This window comes from Planococcus sp. TJ-201 (genome assembly GCF_058268495.1).
In genome coordinates this window covers 13,661-34,453 of sequence record NZ_JBZDOG010000004.1, presented here as the reverse complement: position 1 = coordinate 34,453, position 20,793 = coordinate 13,661, and the positions used below count along the sequence as shown (strand labels likewise).

At 43.2% G+C, this 20,793-nt stretch carries 18 protein-coding genes; 2 read left to right on the top strand and 16 right to left on the bottom strand.

Going from position 1 to position 20,793, the window contains the following annotated elements:
- Position 1 precedes the first annotated feature (1 nt).
- The 8 genes from AC4EG4_RS10840 to AC4EG4_RS10805 all read right to left on the bottom strand — a co-directional run bounded on the left by AC4EG4_RS10840 (position 2) and on the right by AC4EG4_RS10805 (position 9,036).
- Positions 2–1,552: a response regulator gene (locus AC4EG4_RS10840; protein ID WP_490987811.1), complete on the bottom strand. Its 1,551-nt coding sequence runs from the start codon at positions 1,550–1,552 to the stop codon at positions 2–4.
- Positions 1,527–2,993 carry a sensor histidine kinase gene (locus tag AC4EG4_RS10835; RefSeq protein ID WP_490987810.1) on the bottom strand — a complete coding sequence of 489 codons (1,467 nt, stop codon included), beginning with the start codon at positions 2,991–2,993 and terminating at the stop codon, positions 1,527–1,529. The genes AC4EG4_RS10840 and AC4EG4_RS10835 overlap by 26 nt, the downstream gene beginning before the upstream one ends.
- Positions 2,990–3,970 carry a sugar ABC transporter substrate-binding protein gene (locus tag AC4EG4_RS10830; protein WP_490979306.1) on the bottom strand — a complete coding sequence of 327 codons (981 nt, stop codon included), beginning with the start codon at positions 3,968–3,970 and terminating at the stop codon, positions 2,990–2,992. The genes AC4EG4_RS10835 and AC4EG4_RS10830 overlap by 4 nt, the downstream gene beginning before the upstream one ends.
- Before the next feature lie 128 nt (positions 3,971–4,098).
- Positions 4,099–5,274, bottom strand: a complete 1,176-nt coding sequence (locus AC4EG4_RS10825; RefSeq protein WP_490979307.1) for a sugar ABC transporter permease — start codon at positions 5,272–5,274, stop codon at positions 4,099–4,101.
- A gap of 12 nt (positions 5,275–5,286) precedes the next feature.
- Entirely contained in the window at positions 5,287–6,807 is a 1,521-nt protein-coding gene (locus AC4EG4_RS10820; protein WP_490979308.1) for an ATP-binding cassette domain-containing protein, read from the bottom strand.
- Between the two features lie 85 nt (positions 6,808–6,892).
- Positions 6,893–8,017, bottom strand: a complete 1,125-nt coding sequence (locus AC4EG4_RS10815) for a sugar ABC transporter substrate-binding protein (RefSeq protein WP_490979309.1) — start codon at positions 8,015–8,017, stop codon at positions 6,893–6,895.
- A gap of 170 nt (positions 8,018–8,187) precedes the next feature.
- Positions 8,188–8,706, bottom strand: a complete 519-nt coding sequence (locus tag AC4EG4_RS10810; protein WP_490979310.1) for a YehS family protein — start codon at positions 8,704–8,706, stop codon at positions 8,188–8,190.
- Between the two features lie 117 nt (positions 8,707–8,823).
- Positions 8,824–9,036, bottom strand: a complete 213-nt coding sequence (locus AC4EG4_RS10805) for a hypothetical protein (RefSeq protein WP_490979311.1) — start codon at positions 9,034–9,036, stop codon at positions 8,824–8,826.
- A 260-nt stretch (positions 9,037–9,296) separates the two neighbouring features.
- Here AC4EG4_RS10805 and AC4EG4_RS10800 point away from each other — a divergent pair, with 260 nt between their 5' ends.
- The gene (locus AC4EG4_RS10800) at positions 9,297–10,706 is read left to right on the top strand and encodes a GH1 family beta-glucosidase (protein ID WP_490979366.1); all 1,410 of its coding nucleotides are present in this window, start codon (positions 9,297–9,299) and stop codon (positions 10,704–10,706) included.
- 73 nt (positions 10,707–10,779) lie between these two features.
- Here the strand turns inward: AC4EG4_RS10800 and AC4EG4_RS10795 are convergent, their stop codons facing one another.
- On the bottom strand, positions 10,780–11,496 hold the full coding sequence (locus AC4EG4_RS10795; protein WP_490979312.1) for a DUF4956 domain-containing protein: 717 nt from the start codon (positions 11,494–11,496) through the stop codon (positions 10,780–10,782).
- A complete protein-coding gene (locus tag AC4EG4_RS10790) occupies positions 11,493–12,254 on the bottom strand; it encodes a polyphosphate polymerase domain-containing protein (protein ID WP_490979313.1) in 762 nt (253 codons plus the stop codon). The genes AC4EG4_RS10795 and AC4EG4_RS10790 overlap by 4 nt, the downstream gene beginning before the upstream one ends.
- Positions 12,255–12,397: 143 nt before the next feature.
- On the opposite strand from AC4EG4_RS10790, the gene AC4EG4_RS10785 reads away from it, so the two are divergent.
- A complete protein-coding gene (locus AC4EG4_RS10785) occupies positions 12,398–14,689 on the top strand; it encodes a CotH kinase family protein (protein ID WP_490979314.1) in 2,292 nt (763 codons plus the stop codon).
- A gap of 91 nt (positions 14,690–14,780) precedes the next feature.
- On the opposite strand, the gene AC4EG4_RS10780 is transcribed toward AC4EG4_RS10785, so the two are convergent.
- From AC4EG4_RS10780 to AC4EG4_RS10755, 6 genes are all read right to left on the bottom strand, one after another.
- Entirely contained in the window at positions 14,781–15,068 is a 288-nt protein-coding gene (locus tag AC4EG4_RS10780; RefSeq protein ID WP_480330076.1) for a PTS sugar transporter subunit IIB, read from the bottom strand.
- The gene (locus AC4EG4_RS10775) at positions 15,065–16,429 is read right to left on the bottom strand and encodes a PTS galactitol transporter subunit IIC (protein WP_490979316.1); all 1,365 of its coding nucleotides are present in this window, start codon (positions 16,427–16,429) and stop codon (positions 15,065–15,067) included. Before AC4EG4_RS10775 ends, AC4EG4_RS10780 begins: the two co-directional genes overlap by 4 nt.
- Before the next feature lie 69 nt (positions 16,430–16,498).
- Positions 16,499–16,948 carry a PTS sugar transporter subunit IIA gene (locus tag AC4EG4_RS10770; protein ID WP_490987809.1) on the bottom strand — a complete coding sequence of 150 codons (450 nt, stop codon included), beginning with the start codon at positions 16,946–16,948 and terminating at the stop codon, positions 16,499–16,501.
- A gap of 231 nt (positions 16,949–17,179) precedes the next feature.
- Positions 17,180–17,923 (bottom strand): aquaporin, encoded by a 744-nt coding sequence (locus AC4EG4_RS10765; RefSeq protein ID WP_490979318.1) that lies wholly within the window; start codon positions 17,921–17,923, stop codon positions 17,180–17,182.
- A 400-nt stretch (positions 17,924–18,323) separates the two neighbouring features.
- Entirely contained in the window at positions 18,324–19,322 is a 999-nt protein-coding gene (locus AC4EG4_RS10760; RefSeq protein ID WP_490987808.1) for a tRNA dihydrouridine synthase, read from the bottom strand.
- Positions 19,323–19,635: 313 nt separating this feature from the next.
- Entirely contained in the window at positions 19,636–20,742 is a 1,107-nt protein-coding gene (locus AC4EG4_RS10755; RefSeq protein ID WP_490987807.1) for a threonine aldolase family protein, read from the bottom strand.
- Positions 20,743–20,793: the final 51 nt, after the last annotated feature.

The following is a 20,793-nucleotide window of genomic DNA, read 5'->3' as shown; positions in this document are numbered from 1 at the left end:
TTTATTCATTAGACTGATCTTTCCTTTCCACTAATGTCCGTCGGTATTCCTTCGGAGACACATTGTTCATCTTCTTAAACACTTTGCTGAAATAATTTGGCTCATGGTAACCGATCTCGAAAGAAATTTCCTTTAAGCTTTTTTGTGGATCTCCCAACAACTTTTTCGCTTTGTCCATACGGCAGGAGGTTAAGAAATCGATATAGTTGATGCCCAGTTTTTCTTTGAACATTTTGCTCAAATAAATGGGACTTAACTCTACTTTCCGCGCCAGTGCATCCAATGAAATATCTTCGTGGGAATGATCCATAATATACTGCTTGATCTGATGGACTTTATCCACTTCCAGGCGATCGTAATGCTTCAAGTAAACCTGTTTCAATCGTTCAATCACTTGCAGCGTTTCATTAAGCAGCTGCCGATGATCCTTGGCTTGGATGGTGTAATAGGGAATTGTAGCGTCGATGCCCATTTCGCCCATGACCCGCGCAGTAACCCATAAAAACTCAAGTGTCCGCTGCTGTGTCCAAAGAATTGTCGCTCCTTCTTGTTCGAAGCGCCGGATCAGGTCTGCCGCCAGTCGGTTAATTGACTCCCATTCTCCCAACCGAATAAAATCAAATAGCTTTTTCTCCTGTTGCTTAACAAAAATAGCATCGCCCACTTTTTCAAGAGAAGGGACGTCAGAAGAAAAACGGTATCTGGATGGCAGTGACAAGTCCATTGTGGCGATCAGCGATTTTTGATAGGAATTCCGGATATCTTCCAGTGATTCACAAACGGGTCCCACGCCGACAAACCATCCTTCCTGTCGGCTGTCCGAAATGGACAAGATCGCTCTGACCAATGAAATTGCCTGAGACCGAAACGATTTTTCTTGATTTCGAAAAACAATAATAGGCAATTGGCGGCCATACAAAGCGCCAATCCACGCATTTTCAGTTTGACGGATTTTCTCTTTTAGTTGCGGATACAATTTTTCCAAGCCTTCCGGTACCATAACCGTCATAACAAATTTCTCAGCAGTCGCTGGGATTTCGAGCAAGTCCACCAGCATTTCGATATGGACATCGTGGACATGATCAAACAGCAATTGGGTGACAACATCGGTTTCCACAATCGCCAAGGCTTTCTGGAAGTCTTCCTGCTGCTGGTGCTGGACCGCCGAAGCCTGTTCTTTTTGAGCTTGCTGCTCAAGCAATTTTCCGACAGTTGCTACAATTTCACTGGCTTTACTTGGCTTGAGCAAATAGTCTTTGACCCCTAACTTGATTGCCTGTCGGGCATAATCGAACGTATCAAAAGCCGTGATCATGACGAACTGAATATCCCGATCTCGCTGCTGGATCTTTTCGATGGCCTCCAACCCTGTCATACCTGGCATCATAATATCCATAAAAATCCAGTCAGGCTCCCAAGATTCTGCCAAATCAATCGCTATTTTGCCGTTTCGGGCCTGTTTAATGTCAAACTCGTTATAGGCACGCTGCAAAATAGCTTGCATCCCATCCCGTTCAATTGGCTCATCATCCACTATCAACAGCTTGATCATGGTGCGTCGCCCCCCTGACTTTCGGTAATTTCAAAATAATTTTTGTGCCTTGGCCGATTTTGCTTTCAATCGCTACCAAATCGTCCTTTCCGTAAAACAACTGCAGCCTTTTGACGACATTAACAAAGCCGATGCCAGTTGAATGCCCCTCCGCCGGTACGATCGACCCTTCGAGCAATTGCTGCTGTTTGTCCAGACTCATTCCCTGGCCATTATCTTCGATTTCGATCCACACTTCTTCTCCTTGGTCTTTGATGCGGAACCAAATATGGCCACCATCTTCCTCCGGCTCAATCGCATGAATCACCGCATTTTCAATAAGCGGCTGCAGCGTGAGGCCAGGAATCTGCAAATTTAAACACGTCGAGTCCAGCTCTATAAAAAAATGCAATCGGTCGCTGAACCGTGCTTTCTGGATTTCCATGTATTGCCGCAGGACAAATTCCTCTTCGGCCAGCGTCACAGCACGGTCCATGCGCTTCAAGTTATAGCGCAGCAAACTGGCGACACTGACCAACAAGTCACTGGTTTCTTCAGCCCCATCCAAATACGCTTTTTTCGATAAGGTATTCAAAGTATTGAATAGAAAATGAGGATTGATTTGGCTCTGCAAATTGCGCAGTTGGCTTTGCTGAAGCAGCAGTTTGCTGTCTTGCAACTCGCTTTCCAATTGTGCTTTTTGTTGGATCTCCACGATCATGGCGTTGATGTTTCTTCGCATATGGTTGAAAGTTTTAGCAAGAAACGCAATTTCGTCATTGGAATCCACTTGAACTTCCCTGTCAAAGCGCCCTTTGGCCAACTCATTTGCCGCTTTTGTCAATTGGTGGATTGGTTTTGTGATACTGAGTGAAAACAGATACGTAAACAGCAGCAATGCGGTTGTAATCAACAGCAAGAGCCAGATGCTGAGTTGCTCTAGTTCCGCCGATTGCTCAATGATTCCCCGGTAAAATTCTTCATAGGTTTTCAGTTCGGTATCAATGATGGTTAAGGTCATTTCAGAAATGTACATGGAAATTCGCGTTGCTTCTGTAAATTCAGCTAAGGAAGCTTCGGTATCGCCCTCTTCTTGAAAACTTACAGATCGATCTACTGTTTCGATAAAACTGCTGATCAAGTGGCTGTAATTGGTTAACGCAAATTCATTTTCTACATTCCGCAGTTCATAGATCGTTGATTGAATGCCCAGAAGATTTTCTTTACTGGCCTCCAGGTAAGATTCAGTTTCATCTGAGGGCAGTAACAAGTAATTATTCAAATCAGTCACCATTTGCTGGCTTTCCGTGGTGATTTCGTTCATCTGCAAATAACGCTGCAAAATATCATTGTACTGGGTCTGTACTTTTTGATTGTAAAAGGTTAGCGTCAGCCATATGGCAATCATCATCACCAACACCACGAGTGCGAGCATCCAGATCTTTTTCTGAATCGTATTCATGGCTGAGCTTCCGCTCCTTTCACGATACGAATATCTGTGGTATATCCACTGGCATCCAGTGGAACAACCTCATCTCTCAACCATTGCATCATCAACTCAACACTTTGTTCACCCATCTGTTCGGGAGACTGCTGGACCATCGCATCCAGTTTGCCCTCGCCCAGCAACGATGCCGTTTCAGATCCATCATCAAACGAATAAAAATAATAAGGTTCTAGTTGCGCTCTTCTGCTGATTTCTTTCATCATCGGCCCTACGTGGTTAGCGTTGAGTGCAATAAATGCCTCAAGATTTGGGTTATGGTTCAAAGTGTTTTGCGTAACAGCCACTATTTCTTCGTCTGACTTGCCGCTTTCTGCATAAACTGTGGAAATTCCAGCATGCTGTGCCAAGCCTTCTGTTACGCCCTTCAGACGCTGCCGTTGGCTATACTGCTGCTCTATATCCCCAAGTACGGCGACTTGCCCAGTACCACCCATCTCCTTGACCAATTGTTCTGCCAACATTTTTCCGGCTGCATAATGATCGGACCCTACGTAAGTTTTGCGCAAGCTTTCTTCTACCGGTACGTCGTTGGCAACCGTGATGATTGGAATGCCATAAAATGCTGCTTTCTCTTTCGTCAATTCCTTGAACTCTTCTGTATCCAATCCTTGTACAATTACGCCGTCCACTTTAGAATGCAGCGCAATTTCAATCTGCTTTAAAAAATCTTCACGGTTATTGCCGTAGCTTCCCCATACATCTAACATTGCTTGTTCCTGGTTGGCTTGTGCTGTTGCACCTTCCCCTACTTTATCCCAGAAAGGCGTTTCCAACTCCTGCGTGATCAGTACAAGGCGATAGCTTTCTTCAGCAGCAGGAACAGCAGCAGGCAATTGCCAGTCAGACTGGAAAGCGCTCTCAGCCGACCATAAAGTAAAAAAACCAAGAATGGCGCATACAAAACAAAGGATGATTATGACTTTTTTCCTCATGGGATTCGGCTCCTTTTCCAGTAGTGAACTGTTCCCATTTTACCACTTGGCTGAAAATTCACAATACAGTTCCTAATGAGCAAAAGGCATCCCCCAAAAGGAGATGCCGCTTTTATCTTTTAAACTTCCTAAGCACGCTGCCGGCGCGTCATGACATCAAAAATAACAGCTGCCGCCAGCACTCCTCCACGAATCATGTACTGATAAGAAATACCGGTTCCAAGCAAGTTCATCCCGCTGGACAAACAAGCCATAACCACGGCGCCGATGATGGCTCCCGTAACACGCCCCACACCACCAGCCGACGAAACACCACCGACATAAGCCGCTGCAATGGCATCCAGTTCGAACAATGTACCTGCAGTGGTTGTAGCTGACTGGAGGCGTGCAGTGAACAGCAAGCCGGACAAGGCAGCCAGCATACCCATGGAGCCAAAAACAATATAGGTGATTTTCTTAACGTTAATACCGCTCAAATGCGCAGCTTCCGGATTGCTCCCGACTGCGTAAATATTGCGGCCCAGCACCGTTTTGGTCGTCAGGAAATGGTAGATGACTACCACCAGAAGCATGATGACCATCGTCCATGAAAATCCGTTATAGCCGGCCAAAATCCATGTAATGTAGGCAATTACCAAAGAAACCAGCAGGAGTTTTATGAGAAAAATACCGCTTGACATGACGTCAAAACCGTAAGTCATTTTATTTTTTCGAGTAGAAATTTCACTGTAAATGTATAAAAGAATGGCTGCAACTCCGACCAGCAAGGACAACAAATGAAGACCGTTGACCAGCATCAGCGAAGGAATAAAGCCATTGCCAATGGCATTAAATTGATCGTTGTTGATAATGATGGTTCCTGTATCTTCCGTAACGTTCAGTAAAGCTCCACGGAAGATAAGCATTCCTGCCAGCGTTGCCACAAAAGCCGGAATGCCAAGCTGCGCAATCAAGAATCCATTAAAGCAACCGATCAAAATCCCAAACAACAATATGGCGGGAATGGTAATCCAGATGGAAAAACCAAGCTGTGTCATAAAGATGGCCGCGACTGCACCTAAAAAGCCGGCAACAAAACCTACGGATAAATCAATGTGGCGGATAACGATGACCAAGGTCATGCCCACAGCAAGAACAGCAATGTAACCTGCTGAGTCCAGCAGATTGCTGATGTTTCGAGAAGAGATGAACAGGCCATCCGTCATGATCGTAAAAGTCAGCATGATAACGATCAACGCGATGTACATGCCGTAATCGCGGATATTTAGTTTTACGATGGATTTAGCTTCCGTAAATAGATTCATTGTGACTGCCTCCTATTGCGTCGCGAGCTCCATAATGGTCTCTTGAGTCGTTTCTTCAATTGCTAATTCGCCTTTCACCGCACCTTCAGCCATTACGTAGATGCGGTCGCTCATTCCCATGATCTCACCCAGTTCTGAGGAAATCATAATGATGCTGAGCCCTTCTTTAATCAGTTCGTTCATGATGGTGTAGATTTCGAATTTCGCCCCAACATCAATTCCGCGGGTGGGCTCGTCGAGAATGAGAATTCTCGGTCCTGTGAACAGCCATTTGCCAAGCGAAACTTTCTGCTGGTTGCCGCCGCTCAATTTGCCGACCACTTGTTCGAGAGAGCTGGCTTTGATATTGAGCGATTTTTTATATTCGGTCCCGACTTTTACTTCTTCGTTCAAGTTCAGGATGCCGTTCTTTGAAATGCCCTTCATATGGGCAGCGGAGACATTGATTTTGATGTCCTGTATCAGAAACAGCCCGTCGCCTTTGCGGTCTTCCGTCACATAAGCGATACCCGCTTTAATGGCGTCGCTGGTGTGCTTAAAGTTCTCTTTTTTTCCGTGCACTTCCAGCTCCCCATCAAGCTTGTAGTTTTTAGGGTTGCCGAAGATGCTGAGGGCCAGTTCGGTGCGGCCTGATCCCATCAAACCCGCAATTCCGATAATCTCCCCTTTTTTCACTTCCAGGTTAATGTTTTTTGCCACTTTGCGCCCGAGCTGCGTATCGTAGGCAGACCAGTCTGTCAGCTTTAATACGGTTTCGCCGATTTTCTTGTCCGGCCGTTTTGGATAAATGTCTTCGATTTCGCGCCCGACCATGTTTTTGATGATAATGCTTTCAGTAATTTCCCCTTTGCGAGAATCCAGCGTGCAAATCGTCTTGCCGTCCCGCAGCACCGTCGCTTTGTCTGCAATTGAGATGACTTCCTTTAATTTATGGGAAATCATGATGCAGCTGATGCCTTGGCTTTTCAGTTCCTTCAACAAATCCAATAAGTTTTCACTATCGTTTTCATTTAACGCAGCGGTTGGCTCGTCGAGGATGAGCAGCTTGACGTCTTTGCTGAGTGCTTTGGCGATTTCAACCAATTGCTGTTTTCCAACCCCGAGATCCTTGATCAAGGTTTCCGGTGTGACATTCAGCTTTACTTTTTTCAGCATGCGAGTCGCTTGAACAACGGTTTCATTCCAATCGACAAATGGCCCTTTTTTGATTTCGTTGCCGGCAAAAATGTTTTCATAGACCGTCAGATCCGGAAACAGGGCAAGCTCTTGATAGATGATGCCGATTCCGGCCCGGACACTGTCATTAATCTCGTTAAACTGTTGGACCTCTCCTTCAAAAACGATATCGCCTTTGTAAGTTCCATAAGGATAAACACCGCTCAGCACTTTCATCAAGGTGGATTTCCCAGCTCCGTTTTCGCCAATCAAACAGTGAATTTCTCCCTTTTCTACTTTAAAACTGACATCAGACAGGGCCTTCACGCCTGGGAATTCCTTGGTGATATTATTCATTTCTAAAATATAATCGCTCATGCAATCGCCTCCCTGCTCTAAATACGAGTGAAACGGAAGAATAGCGATAGAGGTTCTATCACTATTTTTCCGCTTCTCTGTATTTTTACTCTAGCCCTGTAAACTCACTTGCTTCGTAATACTCGGAATCGATCAATTCGGCTTGGACGTTTTCCTGGTCTACCACGATGACCGGTGTTTGTTTTGCTTTTACTTCTACCGAGCCGTTGTCATAAGTTCCAGTCGTTTCAGGTGTATTGCCATCCAATACTTCAACAGCCATGCCCATTGCGTCTGTTACCAATGAACGAACATCTTTAAAGACTGTCATGGATTGCTTTTCGTCGATGATGTACTGGATTGAAGCTTTTTCTGCATCCTGTCCAGTGATCAAATAATTGGTTACTGCACTGTCAGAAGCAAATACATCTGCGATTGAACGGGCTGTTCCATCATTCGGCGCTAGAATTGCTACATCGCCTTTCATGTCATCGCTTACAGAAGTCAAATGCGTTTGTGCTTTGTTTTTCGATTCGTTCGGATCCCAGTTGGTTGTCACTTGGCCAATAATTTGGCTCAATTGCTCACGTGACAATTCTTTCGTATCTTTTAATGCTTCGGCTTCACTTGAGTTGGCTACTTTGAATGTACCATCTGCGATTTTAGGCTGAAGTACTTCCCATGCGCCTTGGAAAAACAAGAAGGCGTTATTATCTGAAGAAGCTCCTGCATAAAGGTAAAGCGGAATGTCTGTGCCTTCTGCATTGTCAACCAGGTATTGAGCCTGTGCTGCTCCTACCGCTAAGCTGTCAAACGTTACGTAATAATCCACTGCATCCGTATCTGTAATCAAACGGTCATAAGCAATGACTGTTACATCTTCTGCTTTTGCCGCTTCTACTGCTGCTGCAGCTGCCGGCCCGTCATGAGGAGTAATGATCAATACTTTGATGCCTTTGTTCAAAAGAGCTTCAACATTCTCTTTTTCTTTTGCTGAAGAACCTTGGCTGAACAAAATTTCAGTTGAGTATTCAGAATCTGCTAATGCGTCTTGAAAGCGCTGCTCATCTTGAACCCATCTTGGCTCATCTTTAGTTGGCAGTACAATTCCCACATCCACAGCCGATGAAGATCCGCCTCCGCTCTCTTCATCACTGTTGCATCCAGCAGCTACCAGTGCAAATACCAACAGCATCATCAAAAACAGAACACCTTTCAAATTCTTTCTCATTGTTCATCCCTCTCCCTTTAACTAAGTTAAGTACAACTTTAGTATAAATTCAGAAATTAAGAATGAAAGCGCTATCACCTGTATTCTTTTAATATCACCTGTAATTTTTTAACTTTCACAAAAAAAAGCACTTCCACTTGCCAATTTGATCGACAGGTGGAAATGCTCTTTTATTTTCTGTATTTAATTGCCAGTCCTTTAAGAAAGTTGCGTGCGTAGCGATCGCCGCATTCTTTGTAGTTTTTGTGGCCTACTTTTCGAAGCAATGCGCCCAACTCACCTCTTGTTACGGTCACTCCAGCCAAATCCCAAATTTCCAATACATCTTCGCTGGTCAGCTGCAAAGCGATTTTCACTTTTTTCAGCAACAGGTTGTTCGAACGTTCATTTGTCATTGCTGGAACCTCGGGTTGTCCAGGTTTAGGCTCTTGACGGCCTCTTTTGAAGATGATCAAGCCATTCAAGAATGATTCGAATAAATGATCGTCTGCTTTGATGTAATCCTCGTTTTCGGGCTCAGCCCAGATGCTGTCATCGTCTTCTTCGTCACTTTCCGGAGTTTTCGTCAGCACTTTCAGCACTTCTTCCTTGCTTAGCTCCACGCCGCCTAATTTGAAAATCTCAATCACATCTTTATTTTTTATGTCCAGTGCATAGCGAAGCCTAATCAACAAATCATTATTATCCATTTTATTGCCTCCTGTTGAATTCCCGTATTAATGTCTATCCATATTAAATCCATCTCTAATAATAGCACATATTTCCGAGTCCATCAGGCAGGTAATAGACAACAAAAAAAGACAGTTTTAGATGACTGTCTGATGATTTTCACTATTTTTCACTTTTTTTAATTGTCTTACTTTATGCTGCAGGTCCACAATAATTTCCAGAGACTCTTTATCATCCTTTGACTCTTCATAAAAAAACTGCAAATCGCGCTCCATATCCGCCAAGCGTTCATTGTAATGCTTGAGCTTTTCGGCAATGAGCAGACGTTTTGCGTCTTCTACATTCTTCATTTTTCTATTACCTCCACTTTAAATGACCAAAGCTTCATTTTACATAGTATTCCCTTTTGCGATTATTTTAACCTACTACTTTTGTCTTTTCTGTGTCTAAAGAAGGAGCTACAGGTTAAATAACTCTTTTCTTCTGAATCTTATTTCCCCCAATACGTTTTGCTTCTTCTAAGCCATTGGTCTTCCAGCACCCGCCTGCTATACTGTACAGTAGCAAATGCAGATGGAGGTCGTACAAAATGAAAAAAGGCGAGAGCGAATTGAAATTTCCACATGACTTTTTATTCGGTGCAGCTTCTGCTTCCTATCAAGTAGAAGGCGCAGCCAATGAAGATGGTAAAGGAACAACCAACTGGGACGTCTTTTCAAAAATTCCCGGAAAAACTTTTGAAGGAACAAATGGCGACATCGCCATCGATCATTATCACCGCTACAAAGAAGATGTCCGATTAATGGCTGAGATGGGTCTTGAATCGTATCGCTTTTCCGTTTCATGGGCACGTATTTTGCCTGATGGTGATGGTGAAGTGAATGAAAAAGGTCTTGAATTTTACAACAACCTGATCGACGAATGCTTAAAATACGGCATTGTTCCATTTGTGACATTATATCATTGGGATTTGCCACTGGCACTGGAAGAAGATGGCGGGTGGACCAATAAGCGGACAGTTGACGCGTTCGTCAAGTATGCGGAAATTTGTTTCCAAGCGTTCGGCGACCGCGTTAAGCATTGGATCACGTTCAACGAAACGGTCATGTTCTGTGGACTCGGCTATTTGAAGGGTGCGCATCCGCCAGGTATCCAAAATGACGAAAAGAAATACTTCCAAGCGACACACCATGTTTTCTATGCACACGCCAAAGCAGTAGAAGCTTACAAGAACCTGAAGCAATATGGCGAAATTGGCATTACACATGTCTTCCTTCCTGCTTATAGCGTAGATGACAATAAAGACAACCTACAAGCAGCTCAGCATGCCAACGAATACGAGACCTTCTGGTATTATGACCCGATTTTAAAAGGCGAATACCCGCCCTATGTCGTCCAGCAGCTAGAGGAAAAAGGGTGGACACCCGACTGGACAGAAGAAGAGCTCGACACTTTGAGAAGAAACGCTGAGAACAATGACTTTATCGGCCTCAACTATTACCAGCCGATCCGTGTGGAAAAAAATCTGGAAGCAGTTTCTTCCATAGAACATTCAAGAGAAAGCTCCACGCTAGTTCCTGGCAGCCCTTCATTTGATGGCTTTTACCGAACCGTCAAAATGGGTGACAAAACTTATACCAAATGGGGATGGGAAATTTCGCCACAAGGATTTTTGGATGGATTGCATATGCTAAAAGCGCGCTATGGCGACGTCAAAATGTACGTCACTGAAAATGGGCTCGGCGACGAAGATCCGATCATTGATGGCGAAATCGTTGATGTTCCACGCATTAAATACATTGAAGAGCATTTGAAGGTCATTAAACTTGCCATACGCCAAGGCATTAACCTGAAAGGTTATTACGCTTGGTCAGCTATTGACTTATTGAGCTGGCTGAACGGCTATAAAAAGCAATACGGTTTTATTTATGTCGATCACAAAGATGGGCTGAACCGCAAGAAAAAACTGTCGTTCCATTGGTATAAAAATGTGATTGAGACCAGAGGAAAGAATTTATAGGTCAAACTAAAAACAGGTATCTTCATCGACCATAATCGATTTGAAGATGCCTGTTTTTAGTTGTTTCATTGGGTTAAAAAACTTCCGTGCCAATATAATTTATTGATACTTTTAAATTGCCATTTACTTGCCGCAATTCATCCATTAATTGTTTATCTTTTATACCTTCTTTGTTTTGGACCACATATACCAACTGTATCATCGTTCCTAAATTGGTTGTCTCGATTGAACTGAGTGCAAAAAACTTTAAATGCTTTGATAATATTTTATCGAAGGTATTTTCGTCGTGTAAGTTTTCGGGAACCGTTATCGTCAAACGTTTTTTGGAAGTTGCGCTTTTGCCGAAATCCATAAAATACAACATCAAAATAATAGCTGACAACGAAACGGTAAAGATGATGGCTAAAATGTAAAAGCCTAGACCGCAGGAAATGCCTGTAGCCATGCCAAAGAAGATAAATGCAATATCTTTTGGATCGCTCATTGCGCTACGGAAGCGAATAATGGAAAAAGCGCCGACCAAACCGAAAGCCACAGCTACATTATTGCCAATGACTATCATAACAACTGCCACTGTGACCCCCATTATGATAATCGTTTGGACAAAAGACTGAGAATAACGTGCACCCGTATGTGTTTTTTTGTAAAGAAACGCAATAATAGTAGTTAAAATAAAACTCAAGAAAATGGCGGCTATGGCTTCTAAAACGGTCAAGCGTGATGTAATATCTGCCAATTGTTTGATATCGGTTAAAAAAGTTTGAGTGATGCTATTAAAATCTGTAATCATGTCGTCATGGGCTCTCCGTTCTTAGCAATTTTTTCTTCTGTTGCAAGGTCTGCTAATAAATCTATACTGGAACAAAATTTTGAAACGCTTTCTTTGCTGCAGTTGCTGTTGCTAAGCAATCGGGCAAGCCAAAAAGGTACAGTGTCAGATACTTTGACTTCAAGTACAACCATATCCGAATCAATGAAAGATTCACCTTGTGGACCATTTTCAATCGCCAGATCATCTTTCCGACACATCAAGTTATAATCGAACGTGACACGTAAATCCGGTTGATCAATGCCCACAAACGCTTGACGGTCATAACTAACAATGACCTCCGGCTTCAACTGATACAATTCTTTAAAATGCAATGCCTCTTTCAAAATTTGATTATTGGAAGCTAGAAATTGAGAAACGTCCCCACTGTCTGTAGTTTCGAGCGCTTCGTATGCTTTGCCAAGAGGTATAACAGTTCGTCTTTTGTTGACAACATTTTTGAATTTTTGTTTGATTTCGATAAAAGCAGTACTGTTTAGATTGGCACGATCGTAAATTCGCAATCTCAGTTTTTGCCGAAACGGCATTTTATTTCGCGTCTCATGGTAGATTCTAGCATCGTCTGAATCGAAATATAAACTAACGATATTGTATTTCCCTTCTTGATTTCCATATGTATCGTACCTCATATGCTCAAGTATTTTTTCTCTCAAGTCTACATACTGTGAGAAAGAAATAAGATATTTTACTTCATATCGTTTAAAAATTTCTTGAGCCATTAAGCCACCGCTTTCGTAAAATCCTGTCACTATGCAGATATCATTGTTAAATTCTAGAACTCTTGATAGTATACTAGTAGTTGTTTATTTTTTCAAACCGTGTTTAAACCGTTTGAACAGTCCCAAATGCAGAAGGAGGACCTATGAAATTTTTATTAGCTTTTGCAATCATGATTTTTTTGATTGCATTTTGGTCAGGCATGTATTATACAGCAAATGAAGCTACCGTCTTAGATACTTCATTTGCACAAGCTTTGGAAGTAGAGGCAGAAATTCCTTCAACAAATTTTAACCAACAAACTGCAAAAGAAATTACAGAATTGGATTTATCCGGATATGCCTTGACGAACATCGATGGCATCGAGCATTTTACTTCTTTAGAAACCTTAATTTTATCAGACAATTTATTAACGTCCGTAGATGGAATTGAACAATTGACTAATTTAGTTAGTTTGGATGTAAGCTTCAACGAATTAACGGAACTAAAGTTGTCTAGCCCAATGATTGAAGACATCAATATCGAAAATAATCGTTTGACTGAAATTGATTTTGCAGAAGGCTTGACTCAGCTGCATACGCTAAACATACGTGACAATAACATTGAAGAATTAACCGCATTGAACAATAGCGATAGCCTTGTTAACCTAAATGCGCGAGGCAATCGAATTATGTCTATTGATGTACTGAGCGGCATTGAAACACTAAAAGATGTTAACTTGCGGAATAATCAAATTAAAGATACAGTACCACTTCGCAGTCTGGTTCAACTTACAGAACGGCTTTACTTGACCGGGAATGGGATCGTAGATTATACTCCTCTTGCCGATTTGGCCCCGAACATCTTAGATAAGGATTTTGATGTAAAAGCTGCGCCTCCCCTTTTCTCAATAGAAGGAGGAATCATTGCTCCAGGTTCTAGTTTGACTTTAGAATCGAGTAATTCAAATGCAGAAATTTATTATACGGTTGATGGTTCTTTGCCTACCGTTCAATCCACTCGTTATCAATCTTCCATTGTTTTAAATGAAGAGCTGAAAAATCAAGGGGCTGTCTTGGCAAATATTAACACCTCACCAAATACTGCAGCCTATCAGTTTGATGCTGCCACTGTAAAAAAAGGAATTGTTATTAGGGCTTCAACTTACGAAGCTGGAGAAATGAGTGAAACCATTACTCAAACCTATTTATTAAACGAAGTAAGTCCAACTTTGCCGGTAATTGCCCTCTCTGTTGATCCTGATTCATTATTTAGTGAAGAAGAAGGTATTTATGTCCCAGGCATGTATTTTAATCGAATGCAATTGGCAGAAGAAAGCAATTACAATAAAAGAGGAAGCGAATGGGAAAGGCTAGCCCATGTTGAATACTTCGAACCTGATAATGAACGGACATTGTCACAAAATATCGGCTTGCGCATTCATGGAGGCGTAACGCGTAATTATCCACAAAAAAGCTTAAGAATGTACTCAAAAAGCGAATATGGTCAAAGTCGTTTTTACTATCCATTTTTCGAAAACCATTCTGTCGAAGAGTTTAACCAATTAACCCTCCGGAATTCTGGTAATGATTGGAATAGCACGATGTTTCGAGATGCCCTAATTCAGGAATTGGTAGCAGATCGGCCAATTGATACCCAGGCATACAAACCTGCAGTAGTTTTAATCAATGGCGAGTATTGGGGTCTTCACAATTTAAGAGAATCCTTTAACGCTGAGTACATTGAAATAAAATACAACTTAGATGCAGCCGAAATTGTGTTATTAGAGTCAGATAGTGAGGAGGACTCAGGATTTTCAATTGAGGAAGGTTCACTTGGTGATGACGTCCATTACAATGAAATGCTAGCTTATGCCAATGCAAATGACCTGAGGCAATCACAACACCTCGCTCACATGGAACAGCAGCTGGATCTCGAAAATTACTTGAATTACATGGCAATCCAAATCTTTATTGGGAACACAGACTCAGGCACTAACAACACTGCACTATGGCGCAAAAATGTAGAATTTACCGAAGGTGGTCCTTATGGCAGCGATGGCCGATGGCGTTGGATGCTTTTTGATACCGACTTTGGATTTGCAAGATACGAAGAACAAAATATGCAGAATCATAATACCTTACGCTGGGCATTAAGAGATGACGAGTCCACCGTCTTGTTTAGATCTTTAATGCAAAATGAGACAGTTCAATCGAAATTCCAGACCATAATGAATGAAATGATTGAAGGGCCTTTCAACACTCCGAATGTTCTGGAAAAGATTAATGATTTGGAAGCTCAAATTGCACCAGAAATGCCAACCCATCTGGAGCGTTGGAAATCTTTATCCTCCACCGAAGTCTGGGAATCAGAAGTAAACCGCCTCAGAGCATTTGCGGAACAGCGTCCGGATATCGTGAAGGAACAGCTTAATGAGGTCATTAATTCTTTGCCTTAATCCACGATAGTCGATTAGCAGAAAAACCTTGGACTCTATAACAAAACGGTCACACAAGAAATCAATTGATTTCTTGTGTGACCGTTTTTCTTTATTCGCGTTTAATTTCTGCCAGTACTTTTTCATACATGCTATCAACCCCGATGCCAGTTAAGAGCGGCACTCCGTCGATTACCTTATCTTTAATGTTATTGGGCACCAAGGTAGTCGACAATACGACATCGTATTCGTCAATCCGGCCGATTTCATCACTGACTTTGGATTGATAAATTTTCACTTCCTGGCTCAAGTTATTGTCCTTCAGCCATTGCTCGACTTTCCCTTTGACCACAGTCGATGTAGCGATTCCTGTTCCACACATTATCAATAGTTTTTTCATTGAATTTTCTCTTCCTCTCTTGGTGCTTCTATCTGTTTTTCGCGCTTTGGCTTAATTTTATTCTGATAAACTAGCCCGAACAAGATCAATAATCCCAACCCAATCATGCCATACCAGCTGAGGATTTTAGGAATCCATACGAAGATGAACGTTGTCCAAACCGCTCCATCGATCAAGGACGAAATGCTGGTGTTCTCGCCCATCTCGAAATTTGATGCGATGGCAGCTTCCGTAAACAGCGGCGCAATCCATGTCGCGATATAAAAACCAACACCGATATAAATCGATCCGCCAATGACTGTCCGGATGATATTCCCTCTAAATATCGGCACCATCAAGCAAATCAGGAAAGGAATGGAGGCCAGATCCGCAAATGGCAGAACGGAATTTCCCGGCAGCAGAACAGCCATAAAGATCGTGATCGGCACAATCAGCAGCGCGGAGGACAAGACTGCTGGATGGCCAATTGCCAAAGCACTGTCCATCCCGATGTAGAGGTCTCTTCCGGGAAAGCGTTTTTTGACAAACTCCCCGGCTGCTTCCGAAACCGGAATCAACCCTTCCATCAATAGGGCTACCATGCGCGGAAGCAGCACCATGACCGCACCCGTTTGAATCGACAGCTGCAGGATGCCTGGGACGTCGTAACCCGCCAATATCCCAATCAATATCCCAATCAATACACCGATAATGGTCGAGTCGCCGAGAATACCGAGTCTTTTTTGAATCGACTCTGGGTCGGCTTCCAATTTGTTGAATCCTGGAATACGGTCAAAGACCCAGTTCATTGGCATCGCCACAAAAGCAGAAGGTGCCGAAGTTCCATGTGGAAAAGTAATGTTTTGGAAGCCATAAAATTTGCCAATATGCTTGGCGAGAACGTCTGCCATTAAATAAAGAAGCATTAAGTGAACAATGATGGTCAAGACCCCAAGCCAAAAATCCGAAGTCAATGCGTAGACCAAGGAACCCGTGAACGCCACATGCCAAAAATTCCAAATATCGACGTTCAGCGTTTTGGTTAACCCAAAAGTCAGCAACAGCAAATTGACGCCAACACCAAGCGGTATCGCCAAACTGCCCAAAGACGTGCCGTAAGAAATTGCCGAAGCCGCAGGCCAGCCCACATCAATGGTGTTTAACTCAAAGCCGAAATTGTCGACCATTGATTGAGCGGCGGGCCCCAAACTGGAAACAAGCAACCCGATAACCAGGTTGATCCCGACAAACCCAATCCCGACAATGATGCCGGCACGTATTGCTTTTCCTGGTTTAGTGCCCAGTACCAGCGCAAAGATAAAGATTAAAATTGGAAGCAAAACAGAAGCACCAAGATCTACGAACCATTGCAGGAATCCCATCAACTTCACTCCTCGATTTGTGTTTTATTTATCGAAAGAAAAGGGCTATTTCAGGAAACTTTGATGATTTTATACTTTGCCTTCCACGAGTTCATTCAGTGCTTCAACACTTTTGATCCGGACCAGTTTCGAAACCATGTCCGTGTCTTGGATCAGCCCCATTAGTTTCTGCAGCATTTCCAATTGGTCATCCGGACTCTTTAAAGCGAGCATAAAAATCAGCTGCACATCTACCAGTTTGTCATCAGTGCCCATCATCAAAAATGGAACAGGTTTTTTCAAGCTGGCAAAGGCTACTGTTGAGCGATTCACCATGTCTCCATCCGTGTGCGGAATCGCTACACCATATGGTTCAGTCGGCAATCCCGTCGGATAAGCCACTTCTCTTTGGAGTATGCTTTCGATAAATCCTTCTTTGACGTAGCCTTGCCTGATTAACCGGCTGCCTAACTGCTGCAACACTTGTTCTTTTGAATCTGCTTCCAGTTCAATAATCGCCAGCTCTTCCTCAATTTTCATTACCCACGCTCCCTTCCCCGCTTCAATGAAAGCTGTTTTACATATGTTCCAATTCAGCACATTTGGTATTATCCTTATTATAAAAGCGCTTACACTGGAAATCAATATAAAATACAGAATAGTTCGTTAATTTAGATATTATTTAGGTTTTGCACTAAAGCCTTTCATATAAGCGCCATCTGTAGACAAACAAAAAACCGCTTCCTTTTTTTAGCAGGAAGCAGTTTTTTGTTACTTGTCTGCTCTATCGATATCAGGCTCTCCCGCCACCTCAATACCGGTTTCTTCTTTTACAACAAAGAAAGATTTAAACACAAGAGCTGCCAGAGCTGCTCCAACCAGAGGAGCAGCAATGAATACCCAAACTTGAGCCAACGCATCGCTGCCCGCAAAAATAGCCGGAGCCAAACTTCTGGCCGGATTGACAGAAGTACCAGTCAGCGGGATGCCGATAATGTGGACCAGCGTCAGTGTCAACCCGATCACAATTCCTCCCATGTGCGAAGTGGACTTGCTTGAAGTCACACCAAGAATGGCCAGGACAAAGATAAAGGTAAGAATCACTTCGACGACAAGGGCACCCGTCAAATTTAATCCAACTGCACTCAACTCTCCATACCCGTTTGCACCGAACCCTTCCAAATTTGCCGAACTGGCGTTGACAAAAGCGAGAACGGAACTGCCTGCCAATGCCCCTAAAATCTGCGCACCCACATATCCCCCAAATTCTTTAAGCGTCAGATTGCCAGACATCAATACAGCCAAAGAAACGGCCGGGTTGACGTGGCATCCTGAAACGTGGCCAATGGCATACGCACCGGCGACAATAGAAAGCCCAAAAGCAAATGCAATCGCCAGAACGCCCAAAAATCCTGTGTCCGTGCCTCCTGTGTACCCGCCCAAAACAACTGCTGCACCTGTCCCCAAAAACACCAAAATAAACGTACCGATAAACTCAGCCAAATATTTCTTCATCTTATCCGACTCCTTTGGCCTGAATGCATTTCCAATAATCTTGCTTCTGCTAGCGGCAATGAAGCATGAGTGTCTGGCATTCAGAAAGTAGTTCGATCATTTCCATCCGGACTGCAGCATCAGTTGAGACAATACGATGTTTGAAAGTGTAACTAGAATCCAACATGCTCAATTTTTTGGAAACTGTGCTCCTTTCTGTTTGTTCTTTATTGGTTCTTGCCCACCTTCTAAGTTCAGCTCTTTTCGTTTTTTCTCTTACTAATATATTTTTGCTTTCATTGTAATTTTATACCCAAAAAAACGCAAGAAATTTCCGAAGCTGTAAAAAAGGCCTCCTGCCAATTCAGTGAATTGGCGGGAGGCCTTTTGCAAAAAATTTATTTATGAACTTATTCTAAACTCAGCTGTTTTCTGCAGCTTGTAAATTTTCAGCTTCCATTGCAGCTTCAAAATCGTTAAGCAATGCCCGCACTTCATCCGTCGTTTCTGTGTACATCAATTGGTTTCTCAATTCCCCAACGCCACGGACGCCGCGGACATAGATTTTAAAGAAACGGCGAAGCGGTTTGAATGAAATCGGTTCGATGTCTGTTGAGTATTTGTCGTGAAGATCCAGATGCAGCCGCAGCAGGTCAAATAATTCTTTGCTGCTGTGCTCTTTTGGTTCTGTTTCAAAAGCAAACGGATTGTGGAAAATGCCGCGCCCAATCATGACGCCATCAATGCCGTATTTGTCGGCAAGCTCCTGGCCCGCCTGGCGATCCGGGATGTCTCCATTGATCGTCAAGAGTGTATTCGGCGCGATTTCATCCCGGAGTTTCTTGATTTCCGGAATGAGTTCCCAATGTGCAGGCACCGCGCTCATTTCTTTTTTGGTACGCAAATGGATCGACAGATTGGCGATATCCTGCTCCAACACATGAGTCAGCCAGCCTTTCCACTCGTCCACGTTGGTATAGCCGAGACGTGTTTTGACACTGACAGGCAATCCGCCTGCTTTTGATGCTTGGATAATTTCAGCTGCGTTGCCCGGGTAATTGATCAGACCGCTGCCTTTTCCTTTTGCGGCAACATTGGGCACAGGGCATCCCATATTAATGTCGATTCCCTTAAAGCCCTGCTTCGCCATACCGATGCTCATTTCTCGGAAATGTTCGGGTTTGTTTCCCCATATGTGCGCCACCATCGGCTGCTCATCCTCGGTAAACGTCAAACGCCCCCGCACGCTGAAAACAGCTTCCGGGTGACAATAGCTCTCCGTGTTCGTAAACTCGGTAAAAAATACATCAGGTCTTGCCGCTTCAGCCACTACATGGCGAAACACAACATTTGTAACATCTTCCATTGGCGCTAATACAAAAAACGGCTTTGGCAAATCAAGCCAAAAATTCTCTTTCATGTTCAAGTTTCAATCCTTTCATTACGGGATGTTAGGCGAAGCCTCTATCCGAAAATTCTTCTTGGTTTTATAGTGAAAATCAATCATTGTCTATGTGTGCAACACTATCTCATTTTTTCTTAACCTTATACAGTTTACACGAATCATGCATTTGTGGAAAGTCGCGGGCTCTAGATCGAAGTTTAGATGGATAAACAGAATTTCTTTGTTTCTTGGAAACATCCCGAAAATAAAAGTGCCACGCACACAAAAAAACCTCTCCACAATTTGGAAAATTGTAGAGAGGGTTCACATCATTAACAGCTGCTCAGCATTAATTTCTAGTCAAAAAATGATTTGTCATGCTTTTATCAAGCTGCTCAAATAACTCTTTAACGCGTTCTTTAGGTACCAGTGAATACTGATCTCCCATAGTCACTTCAAACGAACAAGAATGCTTCCCATTCGCCTTTAAATGATTGGTTATTCCTACGCCTATTTGTTGTTCCAATTCTAATAAAACGAGTTCCACTCGCTCTTTAGCATATGGAAAGTGGACATGGAACATATTTGAAACAGGAACCGCAGGAAGAGTGGAAATACCATAACAAGAATTAAACTCATCCGCAAGTTCCTGGGCCTCTTTAAAATACTGCTCCATTTTGTGTACCCGCAGGTCAAAATAAAAATCGGCTGCGATGATGTAAGGGTACAAACTGATTAAATCGCCGCCGTGCCGTCTTTTCCAAACTTTTGATTGGTCTACAAAATCGCCGTCTCCTGCTAATATCGCACCTGCAATTCCGCCGATGCCTTTGTACAAAGATAAGTAAACACTATCAAATAACGCACAAACCTCGGCCGCAGTTTTTTTGTAATACGGCAAAACTTCAAGCAGCCGGGCCCCATCAAGATGCAGCCTGATTTCCTTGTCGCGGCAATGCTGCGAAATTTGTTCAAGCGTTTCAAAGCTCGGCAACTGCCCGCCGATTTCGCGTTGCGGCAGCTCCAGCAACACAGCGGCAACCTCTTCTCTCAGTTCCAGTACGTCTGCCAGATCAACCACTTGATCGCGGTCTGTCAGAAAAACCGAGTCAATGTTATGCAATTCTTTTAACCCGTCTTCTTCATGAATTTCCAAGTGGCTAAGCGGATGGTAGGCTACTTTTCTTATGCCTTTTTCATCACACCAGATGCGCAACGCAATTTGTTGGGCCATGGTACCGCTTGGAAAAAAGACAGCGCTCTCTTTTCCAAGCAAAGCAGCCATTTTCTTTTGGAAATCTTCAATTACTTGGCCTTGTCCATACAAATCACTGAGCAACTCGCCATCGACTGCCTGAAAAGCTTCTTTCAGCACATGAATATTTCGTGCGCCGTGGCCGGTCAACTTGTATGTGGATTGATTATAAATCCTTTGCAATTGACTTAGTTCCGCCATCTGGTCAACTCCCTTCAAATTCCGCCACCCGAATCAGGCACGTTTGATCGT